This is a genomic window from Actinomadura opuntiae (assembly GCF_030283205.1).
In the GTDB taxonomy this organism is placed as follows: Bacteria; Actinomycetota; Actinomycetes; order Streptosporangiales; family Streptosporangiaceae; genus Spirillospora.
Window position 1 is genome coordinate 30,114 of sequence record NZ_JASNWF010000018.1, and the last position, 21,808, is coordinate 51,921.

A 21,808-nucleotide genomic window follows, 5' to 3' on the forward strand; every position below is an offset into this window, starting at 1 on the left:
TCCCGCCCCGCTCCCCCGCTCACGGCTCCCCGCCACCGCGGCGATCACGGCGCCGCTCCCTCGACGGGGGCCTTCGGCAGCTCCGAGGGGAGCTTGCCGTCCTTGAGCAGCGGCTTCTGCTTCTTCGTGCCGTACATGGCCTCCCAGATCTCCCGGACGGCCGGGGCCGCCGTCACGGCGCCCTGCCCGCCCTGGGCGACCATCACGATCACCGCGAAGCGCGGGTGCTTCACCGGGCCGAACGAGGCGAACCACGAGTTGTCGTCCTTGCCGTAGACCTCGGCGGTACCGGTCTTGCCGGCCACGTCGACCGTCTTGAAGTCGAAGCCGTTGAAGGCCCCCGCGGCGGTACCGCTCTTGGTGACCCCGGCCAGGCCGCTGCGGATGTAGGCCAGCACCTTCGGGTCGACCGGCAGCTTGGCCGGCGGCGGTGCGGTGATCCGGCGCTCGACGGTGCCGTCCGGGCGCAGCACCGCGACGCCGAGGCGCGGCGTGAACAGCTTGCCGCCGTTGGCGACCGCCGCGTACGCGCGGACGAGCTGCAGCGGCGTGACCAGCACGTCGCCCTGCCCGACCGAGAAGTTCGCTGCGTCACCGGCGCGCCACACGTAGCCGTCGACGCAGTTTTCCGCCGCGACCGCCTTCAGGTACGCAGCCCGCGCCGGGTCGGTCTTCTGCACGTCGGGGTAGCCGGCCTTGGCGGCCTTGCAGTCGGCCTTCTTGGTGGCGTTCCAGTAGTCCCGCTTCCAGCCGCGGTCGGGAATGCGCCCGGTCGACTCGTTCGGCAGGTCGAGGCCGGTGGCCTTCCCGAACCCGAAGTTGCGGGCCATCCGCACCATGGGGTCCGACGGGTTCTTCTTCGGGTGCATGCCGCCGTCGCGCAGCCACTCCTCGTAGGCGAACTTGTAGAACACCGTGTCGCACGACTTCACCAGCGCCGTGTGCAGGTTCATCGAGCCGAGCGCTTCGCCCTCGAAGTTGTGGAACGCGCGGCTGCCGACGTCGAACGAGCCGGGGCACTGGTAGGTGCCGTTCAGCGGGTAGCCGTCCTTCACCGCCGCCGACACCGACGAGATCTTGAAGGTGGAGCCGGGCGCGAACTGGCCCTGGGTGACCCGCGAGATCAGCGGCTCGCCCTTCTTCTTGCCGAGCAGCGCGTCGTACTCGTCCTGGGAGATGCCGCCGGTCCAGATGCTCGGGTCGTAGGTCGGGTAGCTCGCCATCGCGACCATCCGGCCGGTCTGCACGTCCATCACCACGGCGGCGCCCGCGTCGGACGGGTGGCCGGCCTTGCGGCCGTTCTCGACGGCGTGCTTGAGCGCCTTCTCCGCCGCGCCCTGCACGCCCGCGTCGAGGCTGGTGACGAGGTTGCCGCCCGGCTCGGCCGCCTTCTCCTCGGCGGTGCCGGTGACGCGGCCCTGGCTGTCGACCAGCACCCGGCGGAACCCGGGCTCGCCGCGCAGCGCCGCGTCGTACTGGGCCTCCAGCCCGTCCCGGCCGATGAGGTCGACGCCGCTGTAGCCGGTGACCTTCAGGCCCTTGCGCTTGTCGAGCTCCTCCTGGGTGATCGGCTGCAGGTAGCCGAGCGCCTGCGCGGCGGTCGCCCCGTCCGGCCGCGGATACTCGCGGACGGCCTGGACCTGCGCGGTCACGCCGGGGAAGTCCTCCTGCCGCTCCATGATCTGCAGGGCGCGCTTGGGGTCGACGTGGTCCTCGACGGGGATCGGCTGGTACGGCGAGCCGGGCCAGCACGGGCGCTTGACGTCGGGGCCGCACAGCCGGGTCCGGTTCGCCACGTCCTGGTAGGTGGTGCCGAGGACGCCGGCGAGGCGCTGCAAGACGGCCCTGCCGCCGTCCTTCTGCCGCGACAGCGTGGTCCGGTCGACCGACACCACGAGCGCGCTGCGGTTGCGGACCAGCGGGACGCCCCGGTCGTCGAGGATCATGCCGCGGACGGCGGGGACGACGATGTCGCGGGTGCGGTTCTGGTCGGCGAGCTGCTGGTAGTGCGAGCCGTCGAGGATCTGCATCGTCCACAGCCGGCCCATCAGGACCAGCAGCAGCAGCCCGACGAGGACGTACAGGACGACGAGGCGGAAGTGCGTTCTGGGGTTCACAGGCCGCCGCCCCGCCCCGACATCGCGCGGTAGCGGGCGGCGGGCACCGACAGGCGGTCCCCGCGCGAGCGCTCGCCGCGCTCGTACCTGCGGGTCACGCGCAGCACCGCCCACACCACGAACGGGCTGGCGACCACGTCGTAGCCGACCTGGAGCGGCACCATGCTGGACACGGTGTCCCACTGGGCGCGCGGGTCGCCGAGGATCATGCCGGTCACCGCGTACAGCACGGTGCCCGCCAGGGCGCCGGCGGCGACCGCGAAGAACGGCACGAGCGTCTGCCGGTCCATCTCGGCGGACGCGATGCCGCACAGGTACCCGATCAGGCAGTAGACGAGCGCGTAGCGGCCGATGGTGTGGTCGGCGGGCGGGACGATGTCGGCGGCGAGGCCCGCCAGGAACCCGGTGACCATGCCGGTCATCGAGCCGAACACCAGCGCGAGCGCCACCACCGCCAGCAGCACCAGGTCGGGCTGGACGCCGCCGGGCAGCGGCAGCCGGTTGGCGACCGACACCTGCAGGATCAGCGCCACCACGATCACCACCGCGGTGGTGAGGGTGCGGCCGGTCTGTGACGCCTCCGGTGGGTTCAGCACGTCATCCCCCCGAGCTCGGGTTCGCGGACGGGGTGGCGGTGCCGTCCGCTTCGGTCTTGGGTCCCTTCTTGCCCTTCTTCTTCTTTTTGTCGCCGGGCGAACCGCTGGGGGACGGCGTCGGGCTCGGCGGCGGCGCGGGCTTGGCCGGCAGCACCGCGTCGCGCGGGTCGGTCTTCGGCGGGGCCACCACGACGGCGACCACGTCCAGGCTGGTGAAGTGCACGAAGGGCTTGACGTAGGCGGTGCGGGTCAGCCCGCCGGTGGCGGCGTCGATGCGCTCGACGGTGCCGATCGGCACGCCCGGCACGTACGGCCGCTCGCCCTGCGAGCCGAGCGTGACCAGCCGCTGCCCGACCCGCATCGGCGCGCTCGCGTCCAGCAGCTGGAACTTCAGCGGGGTGTTGCCGCCGCCGAGGCCGCGCCGGCCCGAGCCCTGCACGATCCCGATCTCCTTGGAGTCCTCCAGGCGGGACCCGACGGTGGAGGTCTGGTCGGTGGCCAGCAGCACGGTCGCGGTCGCGGGCCCGACCCGGGTGACCCGGCCGACCAGCCCGTCGGCGCTCATCACGGTCATGTCGGCCCGGACGCCGCTGCCGCTGCCCACGTCGATGGTGACGGTGTCCTCGAAGCCCTGGCCGGCGGAGATCACCTGCGCGGCGAGGATCTTGTAGCCGCCCATCCCGGCGGAGCCGAGCAGCCGCTGCAGCTGCGCGGCGCGGTCCTGGTCCAGCCGGGTGGAGCGCAGCTGCTCGCGCAGCCGCTGGTTGTCGCGGGCGAGCCGGTCGGCGCGGCGCTTCTCGCCCGGCGCGTCGGTGATCGCGCCGAAGGTGTTGCCGACCGGCCGCACCACCGCCGCCGACGCCCGCTCGACCGGCCCGAACACGGCCGCGCCGAGGCTTCTCAGCCCGCCCAGCGGCGAGTGGTCGCCGCCGCGGTAGTCCACGGTGATCATCGCGAGTGCCGCGACGAGCAGCACGCCGAGGACCGTGCGGGTGCGCCGGGTGTCCTTCACCCACCGACCTCCGGATTCTCTGGTCGCCGCCCGTGGTTCAGTGCCGCGACTCCGGTACGAGGACCTGCCGGAGCGACTCGAAGTCCTCCACGCACTTGCCGGTGCCGAGCACCACCGAGTCGAGCGGGTTGTCGACCAGATGGATCGGCATCCCGGTCTCCTCGCGGAGCCGCTCGTCGAGGTTCTTCAGCAGCGCGCCGCCGCCCGTCAGGGCGATCCCGCGGTCCATGATGTCGCCCGAGAGCTCGGGCGGGCACTTGTCGAGCGTGGTCTTCACCGCGTCCACCACGGCGTTGACCGGCTCCTCGATCGCCCGCCTGACCTCCTCGGCGGAGATCACGACGGTCTTCGGCAGGCCGCTGACCAGGTCGCGGCCGCGGATCTCGGCGTGCGGCTCGTCCTCGCCGCCGGGATAGGCCGACCCGATCGCCATCTTGATCTCCTCGGCCGTCCTTTCCCCGAGCATCAGCGAGTACTCCTTCTTGGAGAAGGAGATGATCGCCTGGTCGAGCTCGTCGCCGCCGACCCGCACCGACTGGCTGGTGACGATGCCGCCGAGCGAGATGATCGCCACCTCGGTGGTGCCGCCGCCGATGTCGACGACCATGTTGCCGGTCGGCTCGTAGACGGGCAGCCCGGCGCCGATCGCGGCGGCCATCGGCTCCTCGATGATGTAGACGCGGCGGGCGCCGGCCTGGTAGCCCGCGTCCTTGACGGCGCGCTGCTCCACCCCGGTGATCCCGCTCGGCACCGCCACCACGATGCGCGGCTTGGCGAAGTGCCGCCGTTTGTGGACCTTTTGGATGAAGTAGCGCAGCATCCGCTCGGTGACGTCGAAGTCGGCGATGACACCGTCCTTGAGCGGGCGGACGGCCACGATGTTGCCGGGCGTGCGGCCGATCATGCGCTTGGCCTCGATGCCCACCGCGACGATCTTGCCGGTGTTGGTGTTGATCGCCACCACGGAGGGCTCATTGAGGACGATGCCGCGTCCCCGGACGTACACGAGCGTGTTCGCGGTGCCAAGGTCGACCGCCATGTCACGGCCGAGAAACGACAGCTTGTTACCCATGAAGAAAGGGAGCCCTTCATGATTGTCGGGCGTGTGCAGCGGCGTGTCCATCGTAACGTGCGGGCCCGCTCGCAGGCAGTGGCGCCCGCTCCGCGCGTCGTCCAAAAAACGGGTCCTGAGCAGCCCGCTTTTGGCTAAAGCAACGCGGGCCGGATCGCTCCGGCCCGCGTGTCGGCCGTGACGGGGTCCCCGGGGTCGCCCCCGGGCGGTTCAGCCGAGCTCGGGGAAGAACAGCTTGATCTCGCGCTCGGCGGAGTCGGGCGCGTCCGAGCCGTGCACGATGTTCTCGCCGATCTCCAGCGCGAAGTCGCCGCGGACGGTGCCGGGCGTGGCGGCGACCGGGTCGGTCGCGCCGGCCAGCGCGCGGAACGCCTCGATGGCGCGCGGGCCCTCGACGACCATCGCGACCAGCGGCCCGCCGGTGATGAACTCGACCAGCTCGCCGAAGAACGGCTTGCTGGAGTGCTCGGCGTAGTGCGCCTCGGCGGTCTCCCGCGACAGGGTGCGCAGTTCCAGCGCGACGAGCGTCAGGCCCTTGCGCTCGATCCGGGAGATGACCTCGCCGACGACTCCGCGGCGAACGCCGTCGGGCTTGACCAGGACGAGAGTGCGCTCGGACACGTGTGTTTCTCCTTGCGGAATTCAGATTGGGTGAGCGCGCGAATCCTACCCGGCTTCGGGCACCGGAACGGATTCGGCGGCGCGGCCGTGCCGGGCGGTGAGGCGCAGGGTGAGGACGGCCAGCAGCACGGCCGCCGTCCCGGCGACGAGGAGCCAGGCGCGGTAGCCGTCGGCGAGCGCGTCCAGCCGCTGCTGGTCGGAGTGCGCCGGACGCAGCCGCGCCGCCTGCAGCGAGAGCACGGCCAGCTGCCCGGCGAGGACGGCGGGGAAGCACAGCGAGAGGCCGAACAGGGCCGCGCCGACGTGCGCGTCCCGCAGCGAGGCGGCGAGCGCGAGCCCGGCTCCCATGCCGACGGGGACGAGCAGGAGCAGCGGCGTCCAGGGTCCGGCGGTCCCGTCGGCGGGGCCGAGGCCGAGGCCCAGCCCGATGCCGGCGGTCATGAGGGCGTATCCGGCTCCCACGGCGGCGCGGGGACGGGCGCGGGCGGCGACGAGCGCGCCGGCCACGGCGGCGAGCGCGGCGGTGGCGAAGGGCGGCAGCGGGGCGCCGGGCGCGCTCGCGGCGGTGAGGCCGGACATCGGCGCAGCGAGCGGGTAGGTGAGCAGGCCGGCGGCGACCATGACGACCGCGCAGCCGAACGGGCCGTCCTCCGGGCCGCCGGCCAGCGCGAGGCCGGCGAGCGCGGCGAGCGCCGACCCGGCCACCACCAGGCGGGCCCCCGGCGACCAGCCGTCCGCCGCGACGACGGCGAGGAACGCGAAGGCCGCCACCGGCGCGAACGGCAGGGCGAGCCGTCCCCGTTCGGCGAGGCGCGGCGGCGGCAGCGTCCACGGGGCGCGCCCGCGCAGCAGGACGCCGAAGACGGCGGCGGCCGCGGCGGCCCCGGCGAGCCACGGGAACGGGGCGAGCGCCGCGTGCCAGTCGCGCGCCGCCGCGCCCGGACGCGGCGCCGGGACGGCATGCATCGCCAGCGGCATGGCGAGCAGGAGGGCCCCGGCGAGTACGCCCGCCCAGACCGCGGAGAGCGCCGCGTTCCGCCGCTCCCACACCAGGACGAGCGAGGCGGGCAGCGCGAGCCCGGCGCCGGCGCCCTGCGCGATGCGGATCGCGGCGACCTGGGGCACCGAGCCGGCGAACCGGACGGCGCCGAGCCCGCCGAGCAGGACGACGAGGCCGGTCGCCAGCACCGTCCACGCGGGGAAGCGGCGCGCGGCGACGCCCGCGAGCGGGACGGCGAGCGCGAGCGCGGGCAGCGACAGGCCGGTGGCGCGCAGCAGCGCGGGGACCCGGCCGCCGCCGAGGCCGAGCGCGTGCGCGGCGGCGGGCAGCACGCCGGCGGTGGTGTCCGGCACGACGAGCACGACCGCGGGGAGCACGGTGACCGCCGTCAGCAGCGCGCCCAGCGCCGGGCTCCACCGGCGCGCGCCGGCGCCGTCCAAGGCGGTGCCGGCGGCGGTGCCGTCCGGGGCCGGGAGCGGGACGCCCGGGTCGTGCGCGTGGGAGGACTGCGCGTGGGAGGACTGGGCGTAGGAGGACACGGTGCGCTCCTTCGGAGGTCGCCCCCGCCGGACGCGCTATTTCCCAATAAAGAAGAATGTCGGAATTGGCGGTTCACCGGCACGCGGGAATCGGCGGAGGAATGGTGCCGTCCCCGCGAACTTAGCGCGCCGCGAGCCGCTCCACCTTGCGTCCCATCCAAAAGGCCGTCCCCCAGAGCGCCCCGAAAAGGACGCCGAGGAAGAACATGGCCGGCACCATGAACCCGGTCGCGATGATCGCGACCTGCAGCACGGTGCCCGCCGCGAACGCCCACGGGAACCGCAGCAGCCCGGCCATGAGCAGGCACAGCACCGCCAGCCCGCCGCACACCAGCCCGGCCGTCGCGCCGGACACGTCCAGCACCGAGATCGCCACCGGGATCGCGAGCGCGATCACGATCGCCTCGCAGGTCAGCACGGTGGCGTACAGCCGCCGCACCGGATCGGGGGCCCGGCGCCCGGCCGGCTGCGGCGCGTCCTCCGTGGCTTCACCGGTCATGGCGCTCACCTGCCCTCCCCTACCCGTAGCAGCGTCCTGGCGTCCCCGACGGTGACCACCGATCCGGTGATCAGCACGCCGGCGCCCTGGTACTCACCGGTCTCCTCGGCCAGCCCGATGGCGCGGTCGATGGCGTCGTCCAGCCGCGCCACGATGTGCACCCGCTCCGGCCCGAAGATCCCCTCAGCGATCTCCGCGAGCTCCTCGGGGGGCAGCGAGCGCGGCGAGGAGTTGCGCGTCACGACCAGCTCCTCCAGGACCGGTTCGAGCTGGTCCAGGATCCCGGCGACGTCCTTGTCGGCGGCGACCGCGAGGACGCCGGCCAGCCGGGTGAAGCCGAACGACTCGGTGATCGTGGCGACGGTCGCCGCCATCCCCGCCGGGTTGTGCGCGGCGTCCAGCAGCACGGTCGGGCCCGTCCGGACGACCTCCAGCCGCCCCGGCGACGCCGACTTGGCGAACCCGCTGCGCACCAGCGCCGGGTCGAGTTGGCCCTCGGAGCCGCCGAGGAACGCCTCGCCGGGCGCGATCCGGGTCGCGGCCTCCAGGTTGGGCTCCCCGCGGGTCGGAGCGCCGCTGGCGAACGCCTCGACGGCCGCCAGCGCGGTCGCGGCGTTGCTCGCGTGGTGCTCGCCGAACAGCGGCAGGAAGACCTCCTCGTAGTCGCCGTGCAGGCCGCGCAGGCCGATCCGCTGGCCGCCCACCGCCACGTCGCGGTCCAGCACGCCGTACTCGATGCCCTCGCGCACCACCGCGGCGCCGGTCTCCACGACCCGCCGCAGCAGCACCTCGGCCGCCTCGACGGGCTGCTGGGACAGCACCGCGACGGCGCCCGGCTTGATGATCCCGGCCTTCTCGCCGGCGATCTCCTCGACGGTGTCGCCCAGGTAGCGGGTGTGGTCCAGGCCGACGGGGGTCACGACGGCGACCGTCCCGTCGGCGACGTTCGTGGCGTCCCACGTCCCGCCCATGCCGACCTCGACCACGGCCACGTCGACCGGCGCGTCGGCGAACGCGGCGAACGCCATCGCGGTCAGCACCTCGAAGAACGACAGCCGCGTCTCGTGCTTGCCGTCGATCAGCTGCACGTAGGGCAGCACGTCCTGGAACGCCTCGGTGAACCGCTCCTCGCTGATCGGCTCCCCGTCGATCGCGATTCGCTCGCGCAGCGTGGTCATCTCCGGGCTGGTGTAGAGCCCGGTGCGCAGGCCGCGCTCGCGCAACAGCGACTCGATCAGCCGCGCGGTGCTGGACTTGCCGTTGGTGCCCGCGACGTGGATCACCGGGTACGTGCGCTGCGGCTCGCCCAGGACGTCCACGAGGTCGCGGATCCGGTCGAGGGTCGGGTCGATCTCCCACTCGACGCCCCGGCTCATGATCGCGCTCACGGCGCCGCGGTAGTCGAGCGGCTCGGATGCCTGGCTCACGCTGAGAGCCTACTCGGCGCGACCGGGCGCCCCGTCCCTACCCGGTCGCCCGGACGCGGACGGTGGAAGCATGGGGGTATGCGGGCTGACGAGGTTTTCTTCCGCGAATGGGAGCGGCGCCGTCCGGGCGAGACGCGCAGCCTGGCCCGCGCGCGCGAGCTGGCCCGGATGCTGGACGTCCTGCCCCCCGGCGCGCCGGTGCTGACCGTCGTCGGGTCCAAGGGGAAGGGCACGGCGGCCACGTACGCGTCGGCGTTCCTCGTCGCGGCGGGACTGCGCGTGTGCACCGTCACCAGCCCCGGCCTGCGCACCAACCGGGACCGGATCAGGATCGACGGCCGGGCGGTCACCGAGGCGGAGCTGGCGTCGCTCGGCAGGCTGCTCGACGGCGCGATGGCGGAACTCGACCCGCCGGCGGACGGCTACCTGTCGCCCTCCGGGCTGTTCACGCTCGCGGGCGTGCTGCACGCGCGGCGGGCGGGCGCCGAGGCGCTCGTGCTGGAGGCCGGAATGGGCGGACGGTCGGACGAGGTCTCGCTCTTCCCGCCGGACGTGGCCGCGATCACGCCGATCTTCCTGGAGCACGCCGGGGTCCTCGGCGACACCCCGGCGGAGATCGCCGAGGAGAAGCGGGGCGTGGCCGGCCCCGCCACCCGGCTCGTGTCGGCGCCCCAGACCCCGGAGGTCGCCGAGGTGCTCGGGCCGGTCGAGTACGTCCGCGACGGCGGCGTCCCCGCCGACCTGCTGCCCGCCGGGCTCGGACGCGCCGCCGCCGCGGTCGGCGTCGCCGCAGGGCGCCTCATCGGGGGTGAGGTGCCCGAGGGCCAGTTGCGCGAGGTGCTGTCCACGGTCGTCCTGCCCGGCCGCATGTCCTGGCACACGGTGCCCGGGACGGCCACGACGCTGCTCGTCGACTCCGCCATCGACGGGACGGGCATCGCCGCCGCGCTCGCCGCCGCCCGGGACCGCTGGGGCGAGGTCGACCACGCCGTCGTGTGCCTGCCCGACCACAAGGACCTCGACGGCGCGGTCCGGGCGCTCGGCGACCTGCCGGTCACCTACGTCCGGCTGCCGCAGCCGCACCTGCGCTTCACCCGTCCCCTGCCGCCCGCCTGGGACGTGGTCGGCTCCGCCGCCATCACCCCGGAGGCCTTGGCCACCCTCGGGTACCGCGTGGCCGTCCTCGGCACCGTCTACTTCACCGGGCTCGTCCTCGACCGGATCGACGCCGCCACCGACCGGCTGTTCCTGCCGCCGGCTAGCGTGCCGGCTTCTCGACGTCCTTCCGGATCCGGCGCATGACGTCGTCCATCAGCGAGAAGTCCGGGTTCCGGGTCGGGACGTCGGAGGCGACGACGCCGTAGGAGTCGCGGGTCGCCCAGGCGCAGTAGGTGTGCGTCCCGGCGAGCACCGCGAACGTCCCGCACTCGGCCTTGCCGCCGTTCTTGCCGGGATTGCCCTCCTCGCCGGCCAGGAACGTGCTGGGCCGCAGCCTGCGCAGGAACCCGCCCGGATCCCCGGCCGGACGCGTCCCGCCCACGAACAGCACGCTCACCCGCCCGGCGGGCCGGTCGGTGTAGACGGCCATGCCGTTCCCGGCGGCCGCGACCCCGGCCGTTTCCACCGCCGCCATGACGAACGGATAGGCCGCGCTGGCCGCGGGCGCCGTCGCGTCCTTGACCATCCCGCCGGCGCGCGGCACGGCGGTGATCCTCCGGGTGGACTCGGCGGCGGCCGTGGCGTTCTTCGCCCGCTTCCCGGCGGAGTCGTCCGGCCGGAACGCCAGGACGCCGACCATCAGCACCGCGACCAGCGCCGCGCCGATCCCGGCGCCGAGCAGCAGCCCGGAGACCTGCCGGCGCTCCCGCTCCGGCGGCGCCCCGCCGGGCGTCGCCGCTCCCAGCGGCGCCCGCGTCCCCTGCGGGCCGGACCCGTCCGGCAGCGCGAGCGGGCCGGTCCCGTTCGGCAGCGGATGCCCGCCCGTGCCGCCGGGCAGGGCGTGCCCGCCGGTGCCGCCGGGCAGCGGATGGCCGCCGGTACCGTTCGCCGGGGCGGGCAGGCGATGCCCGCCCGTCCCGCCCGCGAGCGGCTGCGGCCCGGTGCCGGTCACGATGATCTGCGGACCCGTCCCGTCCCTGGCGTCCGCCGACCACCACGGCGGCGAGGTGCCCCAGGGCGCCGGGGCGGCGGTGAAGCCCCCGGACGGCCCGCCGTCCTCGACGACCTGCTGGCGGCCCGGATCGTCGTCCGGCACCGCCCCGGGCGCGTCGGGGCGAGAAGGTGATTCGGCCATTGCACTCCCGAGGATTCCATACCGCCTGAAAGCCCGCGGATCACCCGGATCGTAACCGGGTGGCCGGGCCCGCGCCGACCGTTCGCGTCAGGCCGGGCCCGCGCGGCCCGGCCGGGCGCCGCCGGCACGCCGCACGTCAGGCCGGCGGCAGCGCGGCGAGCTGTGCCTCCAGCCGCCCGATGGCGGCCTCCGCCTGCGCCAGCCGGTCGCGGTTCTTGGCGACGACCGCCTCGGGCGCCTTCGCCATGAACGCCTCGTTGCCGAGCTTGCGCCACGCCTGGTCGGCCTCCTTGCGGGCCGCCGCGAGGTCCTTGTCGAGCCGCTTGCGCTCGGCCGCAACGTCGATCACCCCGGCGGTGTCGAGCCGGACGGTGACGCCCTCGACGGGCAGCGACGCGGTGGCGGCGAACCCGTCGCCCGGCGCGGTCAGCCGCAGCAGGGCGCGGACGCCCTCCTCGTGCGCGGCGAGCGGCGAGCCGCCCCACTCCAGCGCGGCGGCGACCTTCTGGCCCGGCTTGAGCCCCTGGTCGGCGCGGAACCGGCGGACCTCGGTGACGAGCCGCTGCAGCGACTCCACGGCCGCCTCGGCGTCGCGGTCGGCGCGCGCGGCGTCGGCCGACGGCCAGGACGCGGTCACGATCGTGTCGGCGCCGGTCAGGGACGTCCACAGCTCCTCGGTGACGAACGGGATGACCGGGTGCAGCAGCTTGAGGAGGTTGTCGAGCACCTCGCCGAGCACCCGGCGCGTCGCGTCGGCACGCTCGTCGGCAAGCTGGACCTTCGCCAGCTCCACGTACCAGTCGCACACCTCGTCCCACGCGAAGTGGTACAGCGTCTCGCACGCCTTGGCGAAGTCGTAGGACTCCAGCTGCGCGTCCACCTCGGCGATGACCGCGTGCAGGCGCGACAGGATCCACGCGTCGACCCTCGACGGCTCCGCCGGGACGTCGCCGCGCACGTGCGCGCCGTTGATCAGCGCGAACCGCGTCGCGTTCCACAGCTTGTTGCAGAAGTTGCGCGACCCCTGCGCCCACTCCTCGGCCACCGGGACGTCGCCGCCCGGGTTCGCGCCGCGCAGCAGCGTGAACCGCGTCGCGTCGGCGCCGTACCGCTCGATCCAGTCGAGCGGGTCGACGACGTTGCCGAACGACTTCGACATCTTCTTGCCGTGCTGGTCGCGGACCATCCCGTGCAGCGCGATGGTCTGGAACGGCTCGGCGCCGTCCATCGCGTACAGCCCGAACATCATCATCCGGGCGACCCAGAAGAACAGGATGTCGTAGCCGGTGACCAGCACCGACGTCGGGTAGAAGCGCTCCAGCTCCGGGGTCTTGTCGGGCCAGCCGAGGGTGGAGAACGGCCACAGCGCCGAGGAGAACCAGGTGTCGAGGACGTCGGCGTCCTGCGTCCACCCGGCGGGCGGCTCCTCGCCCGGGCCGGGGCAGGCGGTCTCGCCGTCCGGGCCGTACCAGACCGGGATGCGGTGCCCCCACCACAGCTGCCGGCTGATGCACCAGTCGTGCATGTTGTCGACCCACTCGAAGTAGCGGGACGCCATCTCCGGCGGGTGGATCGCCACCCGGCCGTCGCGGACCGCGTCGCCCGCCGCCTTCGCCAGCGGCTCGACCTTCACGAACCACTGCAGCGACACCCGCGGCTCCACCACCGTGGAGCAGCGCTGGCAGTGCCCGACCGAGTGCTCGTACGGGCGGATCTCCTTGACGATCCGGCCCTGCTCGCGCAGCGCCGCGACGACCGCCGGACGCGCCTCGAACCGGTCCAAACCCTCGAACGGGCCGGGCGCGGTGACCACGCCCCGCTCGTCCATCACCGACAGCGACGGCAGCGAGTGCCGGCGGCCGATCTCGAAGTCGTTCGGGTCGTGCGCCGGGGTCACCTTGACCGCGCCGGTGCCGAACGCCGGGTCGACGTGCTCGTCCGCCACGACCGGGATGCGGCGGCCGGTCAGCGGCAGCTCGATCTCGCGGCCGACCATGTGCGCGTACCGCTCGTCGTCCGGGTGGACGGCCACGGCGGTGTCGCCGAGCATCGTCTCCGCCCGCGTGGTCGCCACGACGATCTCGTCGTCGCCCGACCCGTACCGGATCGACACCAGCTCGCCGTCGACGTCCTCGTGCTCGACCTCGATGTCCGACAGCGCCGTCAGGCAGCGCGGGCACCAGTTGATGATGCGCTCGGCGCGGTAGATCAGGCCGTCGTCGAACAGCCGCTTGAAGATCGTGCGGACGGCGCGGGCGCGCCGGTCGTCCATCGTGAACGCCTCGCGCGTCCAGTCGACGGAGTCGCCGAGGCGGCGCATCTGGCCGAGGATCCGGCCGCCGGACTCGGCCTTCCACTTCCACACCCGGTCGACGAACGCCTCGCGGCCGAGGTCGTGCCGGGACAGGCCCTCCTTGGCCAGCTCCCGCTCCACGACGTTCTGCGTGGCGATGCCCGCGTGGTCCATGCCGGGGATCCACGCCGTCTCGTACCCCTGCATCCGGCGCCGCCGGATCAGGGTGTCCTGGATCGAGTGGTCCAGGGCGTGCCCCATGTGCAGCGAACCGGTCACGTTCGGCGGCGGGATAACGATCGAGTACGCGGGGCGGGACGGGTCGCGGGAGGCGTCGGCGGTGAACAGCCCCGCCGATACCCACCGCTCGTAGAGCCGGCCCTCGACATCGGCCGGTCGGTACTGGGTGGGCAGGTCGACGTCCGCGGCGGCCCCCTGGCCGCGCTCACTGCTGGGCTGTGTCACGGCCAACGATTCTACGGGGACCGCGGCGGTCCCACGGCCCGTCCCGCGAGGTCCGCCGGGCCGGGCGGCGTCCCAGAGAGCGTTTTCCCGCCGCGGACGGGACACAGGTCACCTGACACCGGGTCGCCCCCGCGGAAAGGGTGATGCCGGACGGCCTCGGCGCGGGGCGAAAGGAGTGGGACGGGATGCGAGCGGTACTGGCGCGGACCGCCGTGCTGGCCGGCGCTTTCGCCGCGGGGGCCGTGGCCGCGCAGGCGGCGGCGATTCCGCACCTGCTGCGCATCACCCGCGACCTGCAACGCTCCCGCGAGCGCATCCTCGCCAGCCGGGAGGAGGAGCGCCGCCGGCTCCGGCACGACCTGCACGACGGGCTCGGCCCGACGCTCGCCAGCCTCGCCATGTCGCTGGACGCCGCCCGCATCACCCTCGCCGGCGAGCCCGAGCGGATGGACCCCGTGCTCGCCGACGTCCGGGACCGGCTCGCCACCGCCGTCGGGGAGATCCGCGACCTCGCGCACGGGCTGCGCCCGCCCGCCCTCGACGACCTCGGGCTCGTCGCGGCGATCGAGTCGTTCGCCGAGGGCTGCGCCGAGCGGGTGGACGTGCGGTTCGACGGCGGCGCCGCCGACCTGCCCGCCGCTGTCGAGGTCGCCGCCTACCGGATCGCCCAGGAGGCGCTGACGAACGTCCGGCTGCACGCGCCCGGCAGCACCGCGATGGTGCTGCTGCGCCGCGACGCCGACCTGCACCTGATGGTCGCCGACAGCGGGCCCGGCCTGCCGGACTCCGCGCGCAACGGCGACCGGCCGCGCCCGCGCCGCGGCCTCGCCGCGATGAAGGAGTGGGCGGCGGAGATCGGCGGCGGCTGCACGGTCACCTCGCGGCCCGGCGGCGGCACCGTGGTGTCGGCCCGGCTGCCGCTGCCCGCGCCCGGCGCCGCCGGGTACCATCATGCTCCGCCCGGACGAAGCGGGCGCTCCTGAGCGCGTGAGCGGAGGCCGCCGATGACCGACGCGATCCGGGTCCTCATCACCGACGACCACCCGGTGTTCCGGCAGGGTCTGAAGGGCCTGCTGCAGGCGCTGGGCGTGGAGGTCGTCGGCGAGGCCGAGTGCGGGCCCGACGCCGTCCGGATGGCGGCCGAACTGCAGCCCGACGTCGTCGTGATGGACCTGCACATGCCGGGCGGCAACGGGATCGAGGCCACCCGCACCATCACCCGCACCAGCCCGCGCATCGGCGTGCTGGTGCTGACGATGTTCCGCGACGACGACTCGGTGTTCAACGCGATGCGCGCCGGCGCCCGCGGCTACCTGCTGAAGGAGTCCGGCGCCGAGGAGATCGCGCGGGCGGTGCGGGCCGTCGCGGCCGGCGAGGCCATCTACGGGCCGGAGATCGCCCGCCGCGTCCTCACCTACTTCAGCGACATGCCCGACCCCCGGCGCGCCGCGTTCCCGGAGCTGACCGACCGGGAACGGGAGGTCCTGGAGCTGATCGCGCAGGGCCGCAGCAACGCCGAGATCGCCGGCACGCTGTTCCTCAGCCAGAAGACCGTCCGCAACCACGTGTCGAACATCTTCATGAAGCTCCACGTCGCCGACCGCGCCCAAGCCATCGTCCTCGCCCGCGAAGCGGGTCTCGGCGAATCACGCTGAGTTCCCACTACCCCGGCCCAAGAACTGGCTCGCCTTCGGCTTCGCCCCCACCGGTCAGACAACGCGCTCGCGTGACGGCTCAGGCGCGTTGAGACGAGCGGTGACGCGAGAACACCCCGGACCCGAAGGGCCGGGGCGTTCTCGAGCGGACTCAGGCGCTCTTCTCGCGCGGTTCGCGTTTGGGGCGGTCGCGCGGGACGAGGGTCGGGTTGACGTGCTCCAGGACGGCCTCGCGGGTGATGACCACGCGTGCGACGTCCTGGCGGCTCGGCACCTCGTACATCACCGAGAGCAGGACCTCCTCCATGATCGCGCGGAGGCCGCGGGCGCCGGTGCCGCGCAGGATGGCCTGGTCGGCGATCGCCTCCAGGGCGTCGGAGGTGAACTCCAGGTCGACCCCGTCCAGCTCGAAGAGCCGGTGGTACTGGCGGACCAGCGCGTTCTTCGGCTCGGTGAGGATGTTGATCAGCGCTTCCCGGTCCAGGTTGTGCACCGAGGTGATCACCGGGAGCCGGCCGACGAACTCGGGGATCATGCCGAACTTCAGCAGGTCCTCGGGCATCACGTCGCCGAGCACGGCCGAGGACACCTCGAAGTCGGCCTTGGAGCGGATCTGGGCGCCGAAGCCCATGCCCTGCTTGCCCACCCGGGACTCGACGATCTTCTCCAGGCCGGCGAACGCGCCGCCGCAGATGAACAGCACGTTCGTGGTGTCGATCTGGATGAACTCCTGGTGCGGGTGCTTGCGGCCGCCCTGCGGCGGGACGCTCGCGGTGGTGCCCTCCAGGATCTTCAGCAGCGCCTGCTGGACGCCCTCCCCGGAGACGTCCCTGGTGATCGACGGGTTCTCGCTCTTGCGGGCGATCTTGTCGACCTCGTCGATGTAGATGATCCCGGTCTCGGCCTTCTTGACGTCGTAGTCGGCCGCCTGGATCAGTTTGAGGAGGATGTTCTCGACGTCCTCCCCGACGTATCCGGCCTCCGTCAGCGCCGTGGCGTCCGCGATGGCGAACGGGACGTTGAGGAGTTTGGCGAGCGTCTGCGCGAGCAGCGTCTTGCCGGATCCGGTCGGGCCGAGCAGCAGGATGTTGGACTTGCCCAGTTCCACCTGGTCGTCCCGGCCCACGTCACCCGACTGGATCCGCTTGTAGTGGTTGTAGACGGCGACCGACAGGGCCTTCTTCGCCGTCTCCTGCCCGATGACGTAGGAGTCCAGGAACTCGTAGATCTCCCGCGGCTTGGGCAGGTTGTCCCACTTCAGGTCGGAGGTCTCGGAGAGCTCCTCCTCGATGATCTCGTTGCAGAGATCGATGCACTCGTCGCAGATGTACACGCCCGGACCCGCGATGAGCTTCTTGACCTGCTTCTGGCTCTTCCCGCAGAACGAGCACTTGAGCAGATCACCACCGTCGCCGATGCGTGCCACCCAACTGTCTCCTTTTCGTGGGGCCGCCCGTCTGAGAGGGTGCGGCGCGGCCTGCTGGCGTCCCGAGGGCTCTCGACGTAGGACTCGACGTTACCGCCTCCAACGGACTTGGTAAGCCCCTCGCCCGGAAGTGTGGCGACCGGGCTCGGGGACTCCCGCGTCCTGCCGTCCTCAGGACGACACTACCTCGGCCTTGCGCTTCCTGCTGGCGAAGACATCGTCGATGAGACCGTACTCCTTGGCCTCGGCGGCGGTGAGGATCTTGTCGCGCTCGATGTCGTGCTGGACTTCTTCCATGCTCTTGCCGCTGTGCTCGGCCAGGATCGACTCCAGCAGCTCGCGGATCCGCATGATCTCGCGCGCCTGGATCTCGATGTCGCTGGACTGGCCGTAGGTGCCCTCGGTCGCGGGCTGGTGGATCAGGATCCGCGAGTTCGGCAGCGCCGCCCGCTTGCCCTTCGTGCCCGCCGCGAGCAGCACGGCGGCGGCCGAGGCCGCCTGGCCGATGCAGACCGTCTGGACGTCGGGCTTGACGAACTGCATCGTGTCGTAGATCGCCGTCATGGCGGTGAACGAGCCGCCGGGCGAGTTGATGTAGATGCTGATGTCGCGGTCGGGGTCGATCGACTCCAGCGTGATCAGCTGGGCCATCACGTCGTTGGCGGACGCGTCGTCGATCTGCACGCCGAGGAAGATGATCCGCTCCTCGAAGAGCTTGTTGTACGGGTTCATCTCCTTGACCCCGTACGTGGTGCGCTCGACGAAGGACGGGATGATGTAGCGGTTGTCGACCGGCAGCGCCGATCCGCCCGCCTGGACGCCGGGCCGGGCCAGATCGCTGAAACCGGGTCGGATGAGGTCGCTCACTGTGTGCCTCCGATAGGTGTTCAGGTCGTCAGGAGACGGTGCCCTCGGAGGGCACCTGGGTGGCACTCAGCACCACGTGGTCGACGAACCCGTAGTCCTTCGCCTCGTCGGCGGTGAACCAGCGGTCCCGGTCGGAGTCGCGCTCGATCTGGTCGAGGGACTGGCCGGTGTGCTCGGCGATCTTCTCGGCCAGCGTCTTCTTGACGTACAGCATCTGCTCGGCCTGGATCTTGATGTCGGAGGCGGTGCCGCCGATGCCGCCGGACGGCTGGTGCATCATGATCCGGGCGTGCGGCAGGGCGTAGCGCTTGCCCGTGGTGCCCGCGCACAGCAGGAACTGGCCCATCGAGGCGGCCAGCCCCATCCCGACCGTCACGATGTCGTTCGGGACGTACTGCATGATGTCGTAGATCGCCATGCCGGCGGTGACCGAGCCGCCTGGCGAGTTGATGTAGATCGTGATGTCGCGGCGGCCGTCCTCGGCCGACAGCAGCAGGAGCTCGGCGCAGATGCGGTTGGCGATGTCGTCGTCGACCTGCTGGCCGAGGAAGACGATGCGTTCGCGCAGCAGCCGCTGGAACAGCTGGTCGCCCAGGGGCAGCAGGGGCGCCTCGGCCACCCGCGCCTGGATCCGCGACGACTCGTCGAAAGTCGGAGGCATGCTCACCGGGTGTTCCTCCGGTCCTTTTAATCGGTTCGGATGATTGGACAGTAACGCGCTCACGACCCCGGTTAAGCCCGGGGGGCCGCCTTTTCGCCAGGGGCGTACCCACGCCTCCGCGAGGTATGGACGATCTCCGCGAACGCGACACGCCCCGCACCCGGGGCGCGGGTGCGGGGCGTGTCGGGAACGCTCAGAACGTCCTGGAACGCGGTGGGCCTACTTGGCGTCGCCGTCCTTGGCCTCGGCGGCCGGGGCCTCCTCAGCGGCGGCCTCCGCCGCCGGGGCGGGGGTCTCCTCCGCGGCCTCGTCGCCGGGGGCGTCCCCGGCGGTCTCGGCCTCGGTGCTCTCGGCGGTCTCCGCCTCGGTGCTCTCGGCGGTCTCGCCCTCGGTCCCGGCGTCGGCGGTCTCGCCGTTCAGCTCGCGCTGGACGGCCTCGACGTCGATCACGTTGCCGGACTCGTCCTTGATCGTGACGTGCTCGACCACGAGGTTCAGCGCCTTGCTGCGCAGCACCTCCGACACGATCGCCGGGAGCTGGTTGTTCTGGGTGAGGTACTCGGCGAGCTGCTGCGGCGCCACGCCCATCTGCATGGCCTGCGTGACGACGTACTCGCTGAGCTCCTCGTTCTCGACGTTCAGCTCCTCCTGGACGGCGAGCTGGTCGAGGACGAAGCCGCCCTTGACGGCGAGCCGGGCCGCGTCGGCGACCTCGGTGTCGAACTCCTCCTCGGACTTCTCCTCGTCGGAGAGGTAGTCCTCCTTGGACATCCCCGCCATCTGGAGCTGCTGCTCCAGCTGCTGGTTGCGGCGGCTGATCTCCTCCTCCACCACCTTCTCGGGCAGCGGGATGTCGATCTTCTCCAGCAGCGCCTCGAGGGCCTTGTCGCGGGCCTCGGACAGCTGCTGCAGCTTCACCTGCCGGCCGAGCCGGGCGCGGACGTCCTCGCGCAGCTCGTCGATGGTGTCGAACTCGCTGGCCAGCTGGGCGAAGTCGTCGTCCAGCTCGGGCAGGTTCTTCACCTTGACGCTCTGCACCGTGACGGTGATCTCGGCCTCCTCGCCGGCGTGCTCGCCGCCGACCAGGGTGCCGGTGAAGGTCTTGTCCTCGCCGGCCGACAGGCCGACCAGCGCCTCGTCCAGCCCCTCGATGGCGGACTTGCTGCCGACCTCGTAGGAGTAGCCGGTGGTGGAGGCGTCCTCGACCTCCTCGCCGTCGATCCGGGCGACCAGGTCGACGGTGGCGAAGTCGCCCTCCTCGACGGGGCGCTCGGCGGCGGTCAGCGAGGCGAACCGCTCGCGCAGGTTGCCGACGGTCTCCTCGACCTGCTCGTCGGTGACCTCGGCGTCGTCGACGACGACCTCGATGCCGTCGTAGTCGGGCACCTCGAACTTCGGCCGGATGTCGACCTCGGCGGTGAAGGCGAACTGGGTGCCGTCGTCCAGCTCGGTCACCTCCACCTCCGGCTGGCCGAGCACGAAGATCTCGGTCTCCTCGACGGCGCGGCCGTACAGCTCGGGAAGCGCGTCGTTGACCGCCTCCTGAAGGACCGCACCCCGGCCGACGTACTTGTCGATCAGCGGGGCGGGGACCTTGCCGGGCCGGAAGCCCTTGATCCGCACCTGCTGCGAGATCTCCTTGTACGCCTTGTCGAGGTTCGGCTTGAGCTCGTCGAACGGAACCTCGACGGTGAGCTTGACCCGGGTGGGGGTCAGCTCCTCGACATCGGTCTTCACTGGGGTAGGTCTCCTTGATCGGGCGCTGTCTCGGCCGCGGCGTTCGACGCGTGCTCTCTTCTGCCTGCGAGCGCCCGGCCTCGACGCACACGGCCGTCGTGCCGCTGCCCGTCTGCGTCTTCTCAGCCGGTCGGTCTTCGCGGGCGCGGGCATGCCGAGATGCGGCTCCGCGCCCTCGCGCGCCAAGTCTATGGGGTAGCGGCGGCGGCTGCGGACATCGCGGTGGGCTTGGACCGGCGAATCGCTGTCAACAATCCCGTACAGGCAGTGACATTTGGCACCCGACCCCCCATACTCGTCCGGGATGAACGGGATAGCCGCGGCCTTCAGCGCGACCGGTCTGTACTACCTGGGGTTCGCCGTCTTCAAACTGGCGGCGGACCGGATGGCCCCTGTCCGGGGCAACCGCATCCTGCACATGATCTGGACGATCGTGAGCAACTGGATATTCCTCATCGGCCTGGCCTTCGTGCTCGGCGGCCTCAGCCTGCAGATCGTGGCGCTGGGGAAGCTCCCCCTGTCCACCGCGGTGCCGATCTTCATGTCCGGGGTCGTGCCGCTGCTGCTGATCGCGATGGTGTTCTTCGGCGAGCGGCTCACCGCCCGCGAGTGGCTCAGCCTGCTGCTGATCGCCGCCGCGATCCTGCTGCTCACCACCTCCATCAGCGGCCACGAGCCGATCGGCTCGGCGGACGTGCCGCTGTGGAAGATCGCGGTGGTGGTGGCGCCGGCGGTGCTGGTGCCGGTGCTGATCCTCGTGCTGGGCGACTACCGGCCGGACGGCCGGCACGCCCGCCCGGTGACCGGCATCGCCTACGGGCTGAGCTCGGGGTTCCCGGTCGGCACCGCCGAGCTGGCGATCAAGGGGTGGAGCGACGACGCGCACGCCACCAGCCTGCGGATCACCGCGACGCCCTGGCCGTACCTGACGGTGTTCGCAGCGGCGATCGGCTTCGGGATCATGGTGATGGCGTTCCAGCGCTGCCGGGTGTCGATCGTGTCGACGGTCATGACGGTGAGCGCCAAGTCCTACCTGCTGACCATGGGCACCTTCATGTACGCCGAGGCGTGGCCCAAGGACATGGGGCACTCGGCGATGCGGTTCGGCGCGCTGCTGCTCGGCGCGGTCGCCGTCGTGCAGTTCCCCCGGCACCGGCCGGTCGAGGAGGACGAGCGCCCGCACGAGGAGGTCTCGCCTGCGCAGGACCCGTTCGGCGGTCCTGCCCTGGGCGGGCCGGTGCTCGGCGGGCCCCAGTTCGGCCGGCAGGCGTCCCACCCGCCGGTACCGCAGCAGCCCGGTCCGCCTCAGCAGGGCGTTCCGCCGCAGCCGCCCGTTCCGCCGCAGCGCAGCCCGTACGCCCAGGATCCGCTGGGCACGGGCCCCTACAACCGGCCGGGTGTGCCGCCGACCGGTCCGCAGGGCGCTCCCCCGCAGGATCCCCGTCAGTCCTCCGCGCCCGACCGGCACACCGAGAGCGGATCGGACGGCCGCTGGCGCGGGTCCGGTCGCTGACCGGAACGGGCCACG

Annotated in this window: 18 protein-coding genes; 4 read left to right on the top strand and 14 right to left on the bottom strand. The window is 72.6% G+C overall.

Annotated features, from left to right (window positions below; translation table 11 throughout):
* Window positions 1-44: 44 nt before the first annotated feature.
* From mrdA to QP089_RS33865, 8 genes are all read right to left on the bottom strand, one after another.
* Entirely contained in the window at window positions 45-2,117 is a 2,073-nt protein-coding gene (mrdA, locus tag QP089_RS33830) for a penicillin-binding protein 2 (RefSeq protein ID WP_285917245.1), read from the bottom strand.
* Window positions 2,114-2,713, bottom strand: a complete 600-nt coding sequence (gene mreD / locus QP089_RS33835; protein ID WP_285917247.1) for a rod shape-determining protein MreD — start codon at window positions 2,711-2,713, stop codon at window positions 2,114-2,116. Before mreD ends, mrdA begins: the two co-directional genes overlap by 4 nt.
* Before the next feature lies 1 nt (window position 2,714).
* Window positions 2,715-3,725, bottom strand: a complete 1,011-nt coding sequence (gene mreC / locus QP089_RS33840; RefSeq protein ID WP_285917249.1) for a rod shape-determining protein MreC — start codon at window positions 3,723-3,725, stop codon at window positions 2,715-2,717.
* Between the two features lie 37 nt (window positions 3,726-3,762).
* Window positions 3,763-4,797, bottom strand: coding sequence for a rod shape-determining protein (locus tag QP089_RS33845; protein WP_285917250.1), 1,035 nt, complete (start codon window positions 4,795-4,797; stop codon window positions 3,763-3,765).
* A 210-nt stretch (window positions 4,798-5,007) separates the two neighbouring features.
* Complete coding sequence (ndk, locus tag QP089_RS33850) at window positions 5,008-5,418, bottom strand: nucleoside-diphosphate kinase (protein ID WP_285917252.1); 411 nt, start codon at window positions 5,416-5,418, stop codon at window positions 5,008-5,010.
* A gap of 45 nt (window positions 5,419-5,463) precedes the next feature.
* Window positions 5,464-6,957, bottom strand: a complete 1,494-nt coding sequence (locus QP089_RS33855) for a hypothetical protein (RefSeq protein WP_285917254.1) — start codon at window positions 6,955-6,957, stop codon at window positions 5,464-5,466.
* 121 nt (window positions 6,958-7,078) lie between these two features.
* Window positions 7,079-7,456 (bottom strand): DUF4233 domain-containing protein, encoded by a 378-nt coding sequence (locus tag QP089_RS33860; protein ID WP_285917256.1) that lies wholly within the window; start codon window positions 7,454-7,456, stop codon window positions 7,079-7,081.
* Window positions 7,457-7,461: 5 nt separating this feature from the next.
* On the bottom strand, window positions 7,462-8,883 hold the full coding sequence (locus QP089_RS33865; protein WP_446474108.1) for a bifunctional folylpolyglutamate synthase/dihydrofolate synthase: 1,422 nt from the start codon (window positions 8,881-8,883) through the stop codon (window positions 7,462-7,464).
* A 78-nt stretch (window positions 8,884-8,961) separates the two neighbouring features.
* Here QP089_RS33865 and QP089_RS33870 point away from each other — a divergent pair, with 78 nt between their 5' ends.
* Entirely contained in the window at window positions 8,962-10,185 is a 1,224-nt protein-coding gene (locus tag QP089_RS33870) for a folylpolyglutamate synthase family protein (protein WP_285917257.1), read from the top strand.
* Here QP089_RS33870 and QP089_RS33875 read toward each other — a convergent pair.
* Window positions 10,142-11,176, bottom strand: coding sequence for a hypothetical protein (locus QP089_RS33875; protein WP_285917259.1), 1,035 nt, complete (start codon window positions 11,174-11,176; stop codon window positions 10,142-10,144). The genes QP089_RS33870 and QP089_RS33875 overlap by 44 nt on opposite strands.
* A gap of 136 nt (window positions 11,177-11,312) precedes the next feature.
* The gene (locus tag QP089_RS33880; RefSeq protein ID WP_285917260.1) at window positions 11,313-13,934 is read right to left on the bottom strand and encodes a valine--tRNA ligase; all 2,622 of its coding nucleotides are present in this window, start codon (window positions 13,932-13,934) and stop codon (window positions 11,313-11,315) included.
* Between the two features lie 185 nt (window positions 13,935-14,119).
* Between QP089_RS33880 and QP089_RS33885 the strand changes: the two genes are divergently transcribed.
* Window positions 14,120-14,917 (top strand): sensor histidine kinase, encoded by a 798-nt coding sequence (locus QP089_RS33885; RefSeq protein ID WP_285917261.1) that lies wholly within the window; start codon window positions 14,120-14,122, stop codon window positions 14,915-14,917.
* A gap of 21 nt (window positions 14,918-14,938) precedes the next feature.
* Window positions 14,939-15,589, top strand: a complete 651-nt coding sequence (locus tag QP089_RS33890; RefSeq protein ID WP_285917263.1) for a response regulator transcription factor — start codon at window positions 14,939-14,941, stop codon at window positions 15,587-15,589.
* 151 nt (window positions 15,590-15,740) lie between these two features.
* Here QP089_RS33890 and clpX read toward each other — a convergent pair whose 3' ends face one another.
* The 4 genes from clpX to tig all read right to left on the bottom strand — a co-directional run bounded on the left by clpX (window position 15,741) and on the right by tig (window position 20,280).
* On the bottom strand, window positions 15,741-17,015 hold the full coding sequence (clpX, locus tag QP089_RS33895; RefSeq protein ID WP_285917265.1) for an ATP-dependent Clp protease ATP-binding subunit ClpX: 1,275 nt from the start codon (window positions 17,013-17,015) through the stop codon (window positions 15,741-15,743).
* Window positions 17,016-17,186: 171 nt separating this feature from the next.
* Window positions 17,187-17,849 (bottom strand): ATP-dependent Clp protease proteolytic subunit, encoded by a 663-nt coding sequence (locus tag QP089_RS33900; RefSeq protein ID WP_285917543.1) that lies wholly within the window; start codon window positions 17,847-17,849, stop codon window positions 17,187-17,189.
* A gap of 61 nt (window positions 17,850-17,910) precedes the next feature.
* Window positions 17,911-18,543, bottom strand: a complete 633-nt coding sequence (locus QP089_RS33905; RefSeq protein ID WP_285917545.1) for a ClpP family protease — start codon at window positions 18,541-18,543, stop codon at window positions 17,911-17,913.
* A 219-nt stretch (window positions 18,544-18,762) separates the two neighbouring features.
* Window positions 18,763-20,280, bottom strand: coding sequence for a trigger factor (gene tig, locus QP089_RS33910; RefSeq protein WP_285917267.1), 1,518 nt, complete (start codon window positions 20,278-20,280; stop codon window positions 18,763-18,765).
* 304 nt (window positions 20,281-20,584) lie between these two features.
* Here tig and QP089_RS33915 point away from each other — a divergent pair, with 304 nt between their 5' ends.
* On the top strand, window positions 20,585-21,793 hold the full coding sequence (locus tag QP089_RS33915) for a DMT family transporter (protein WP_285917269.1): 1,209 nt from the start codon (window positions 20,585-20,587) through the stop codon (window positions 21,791-21,793).
* Window positions 21,794-21,808: the final 15 nt, after the last annotated feature.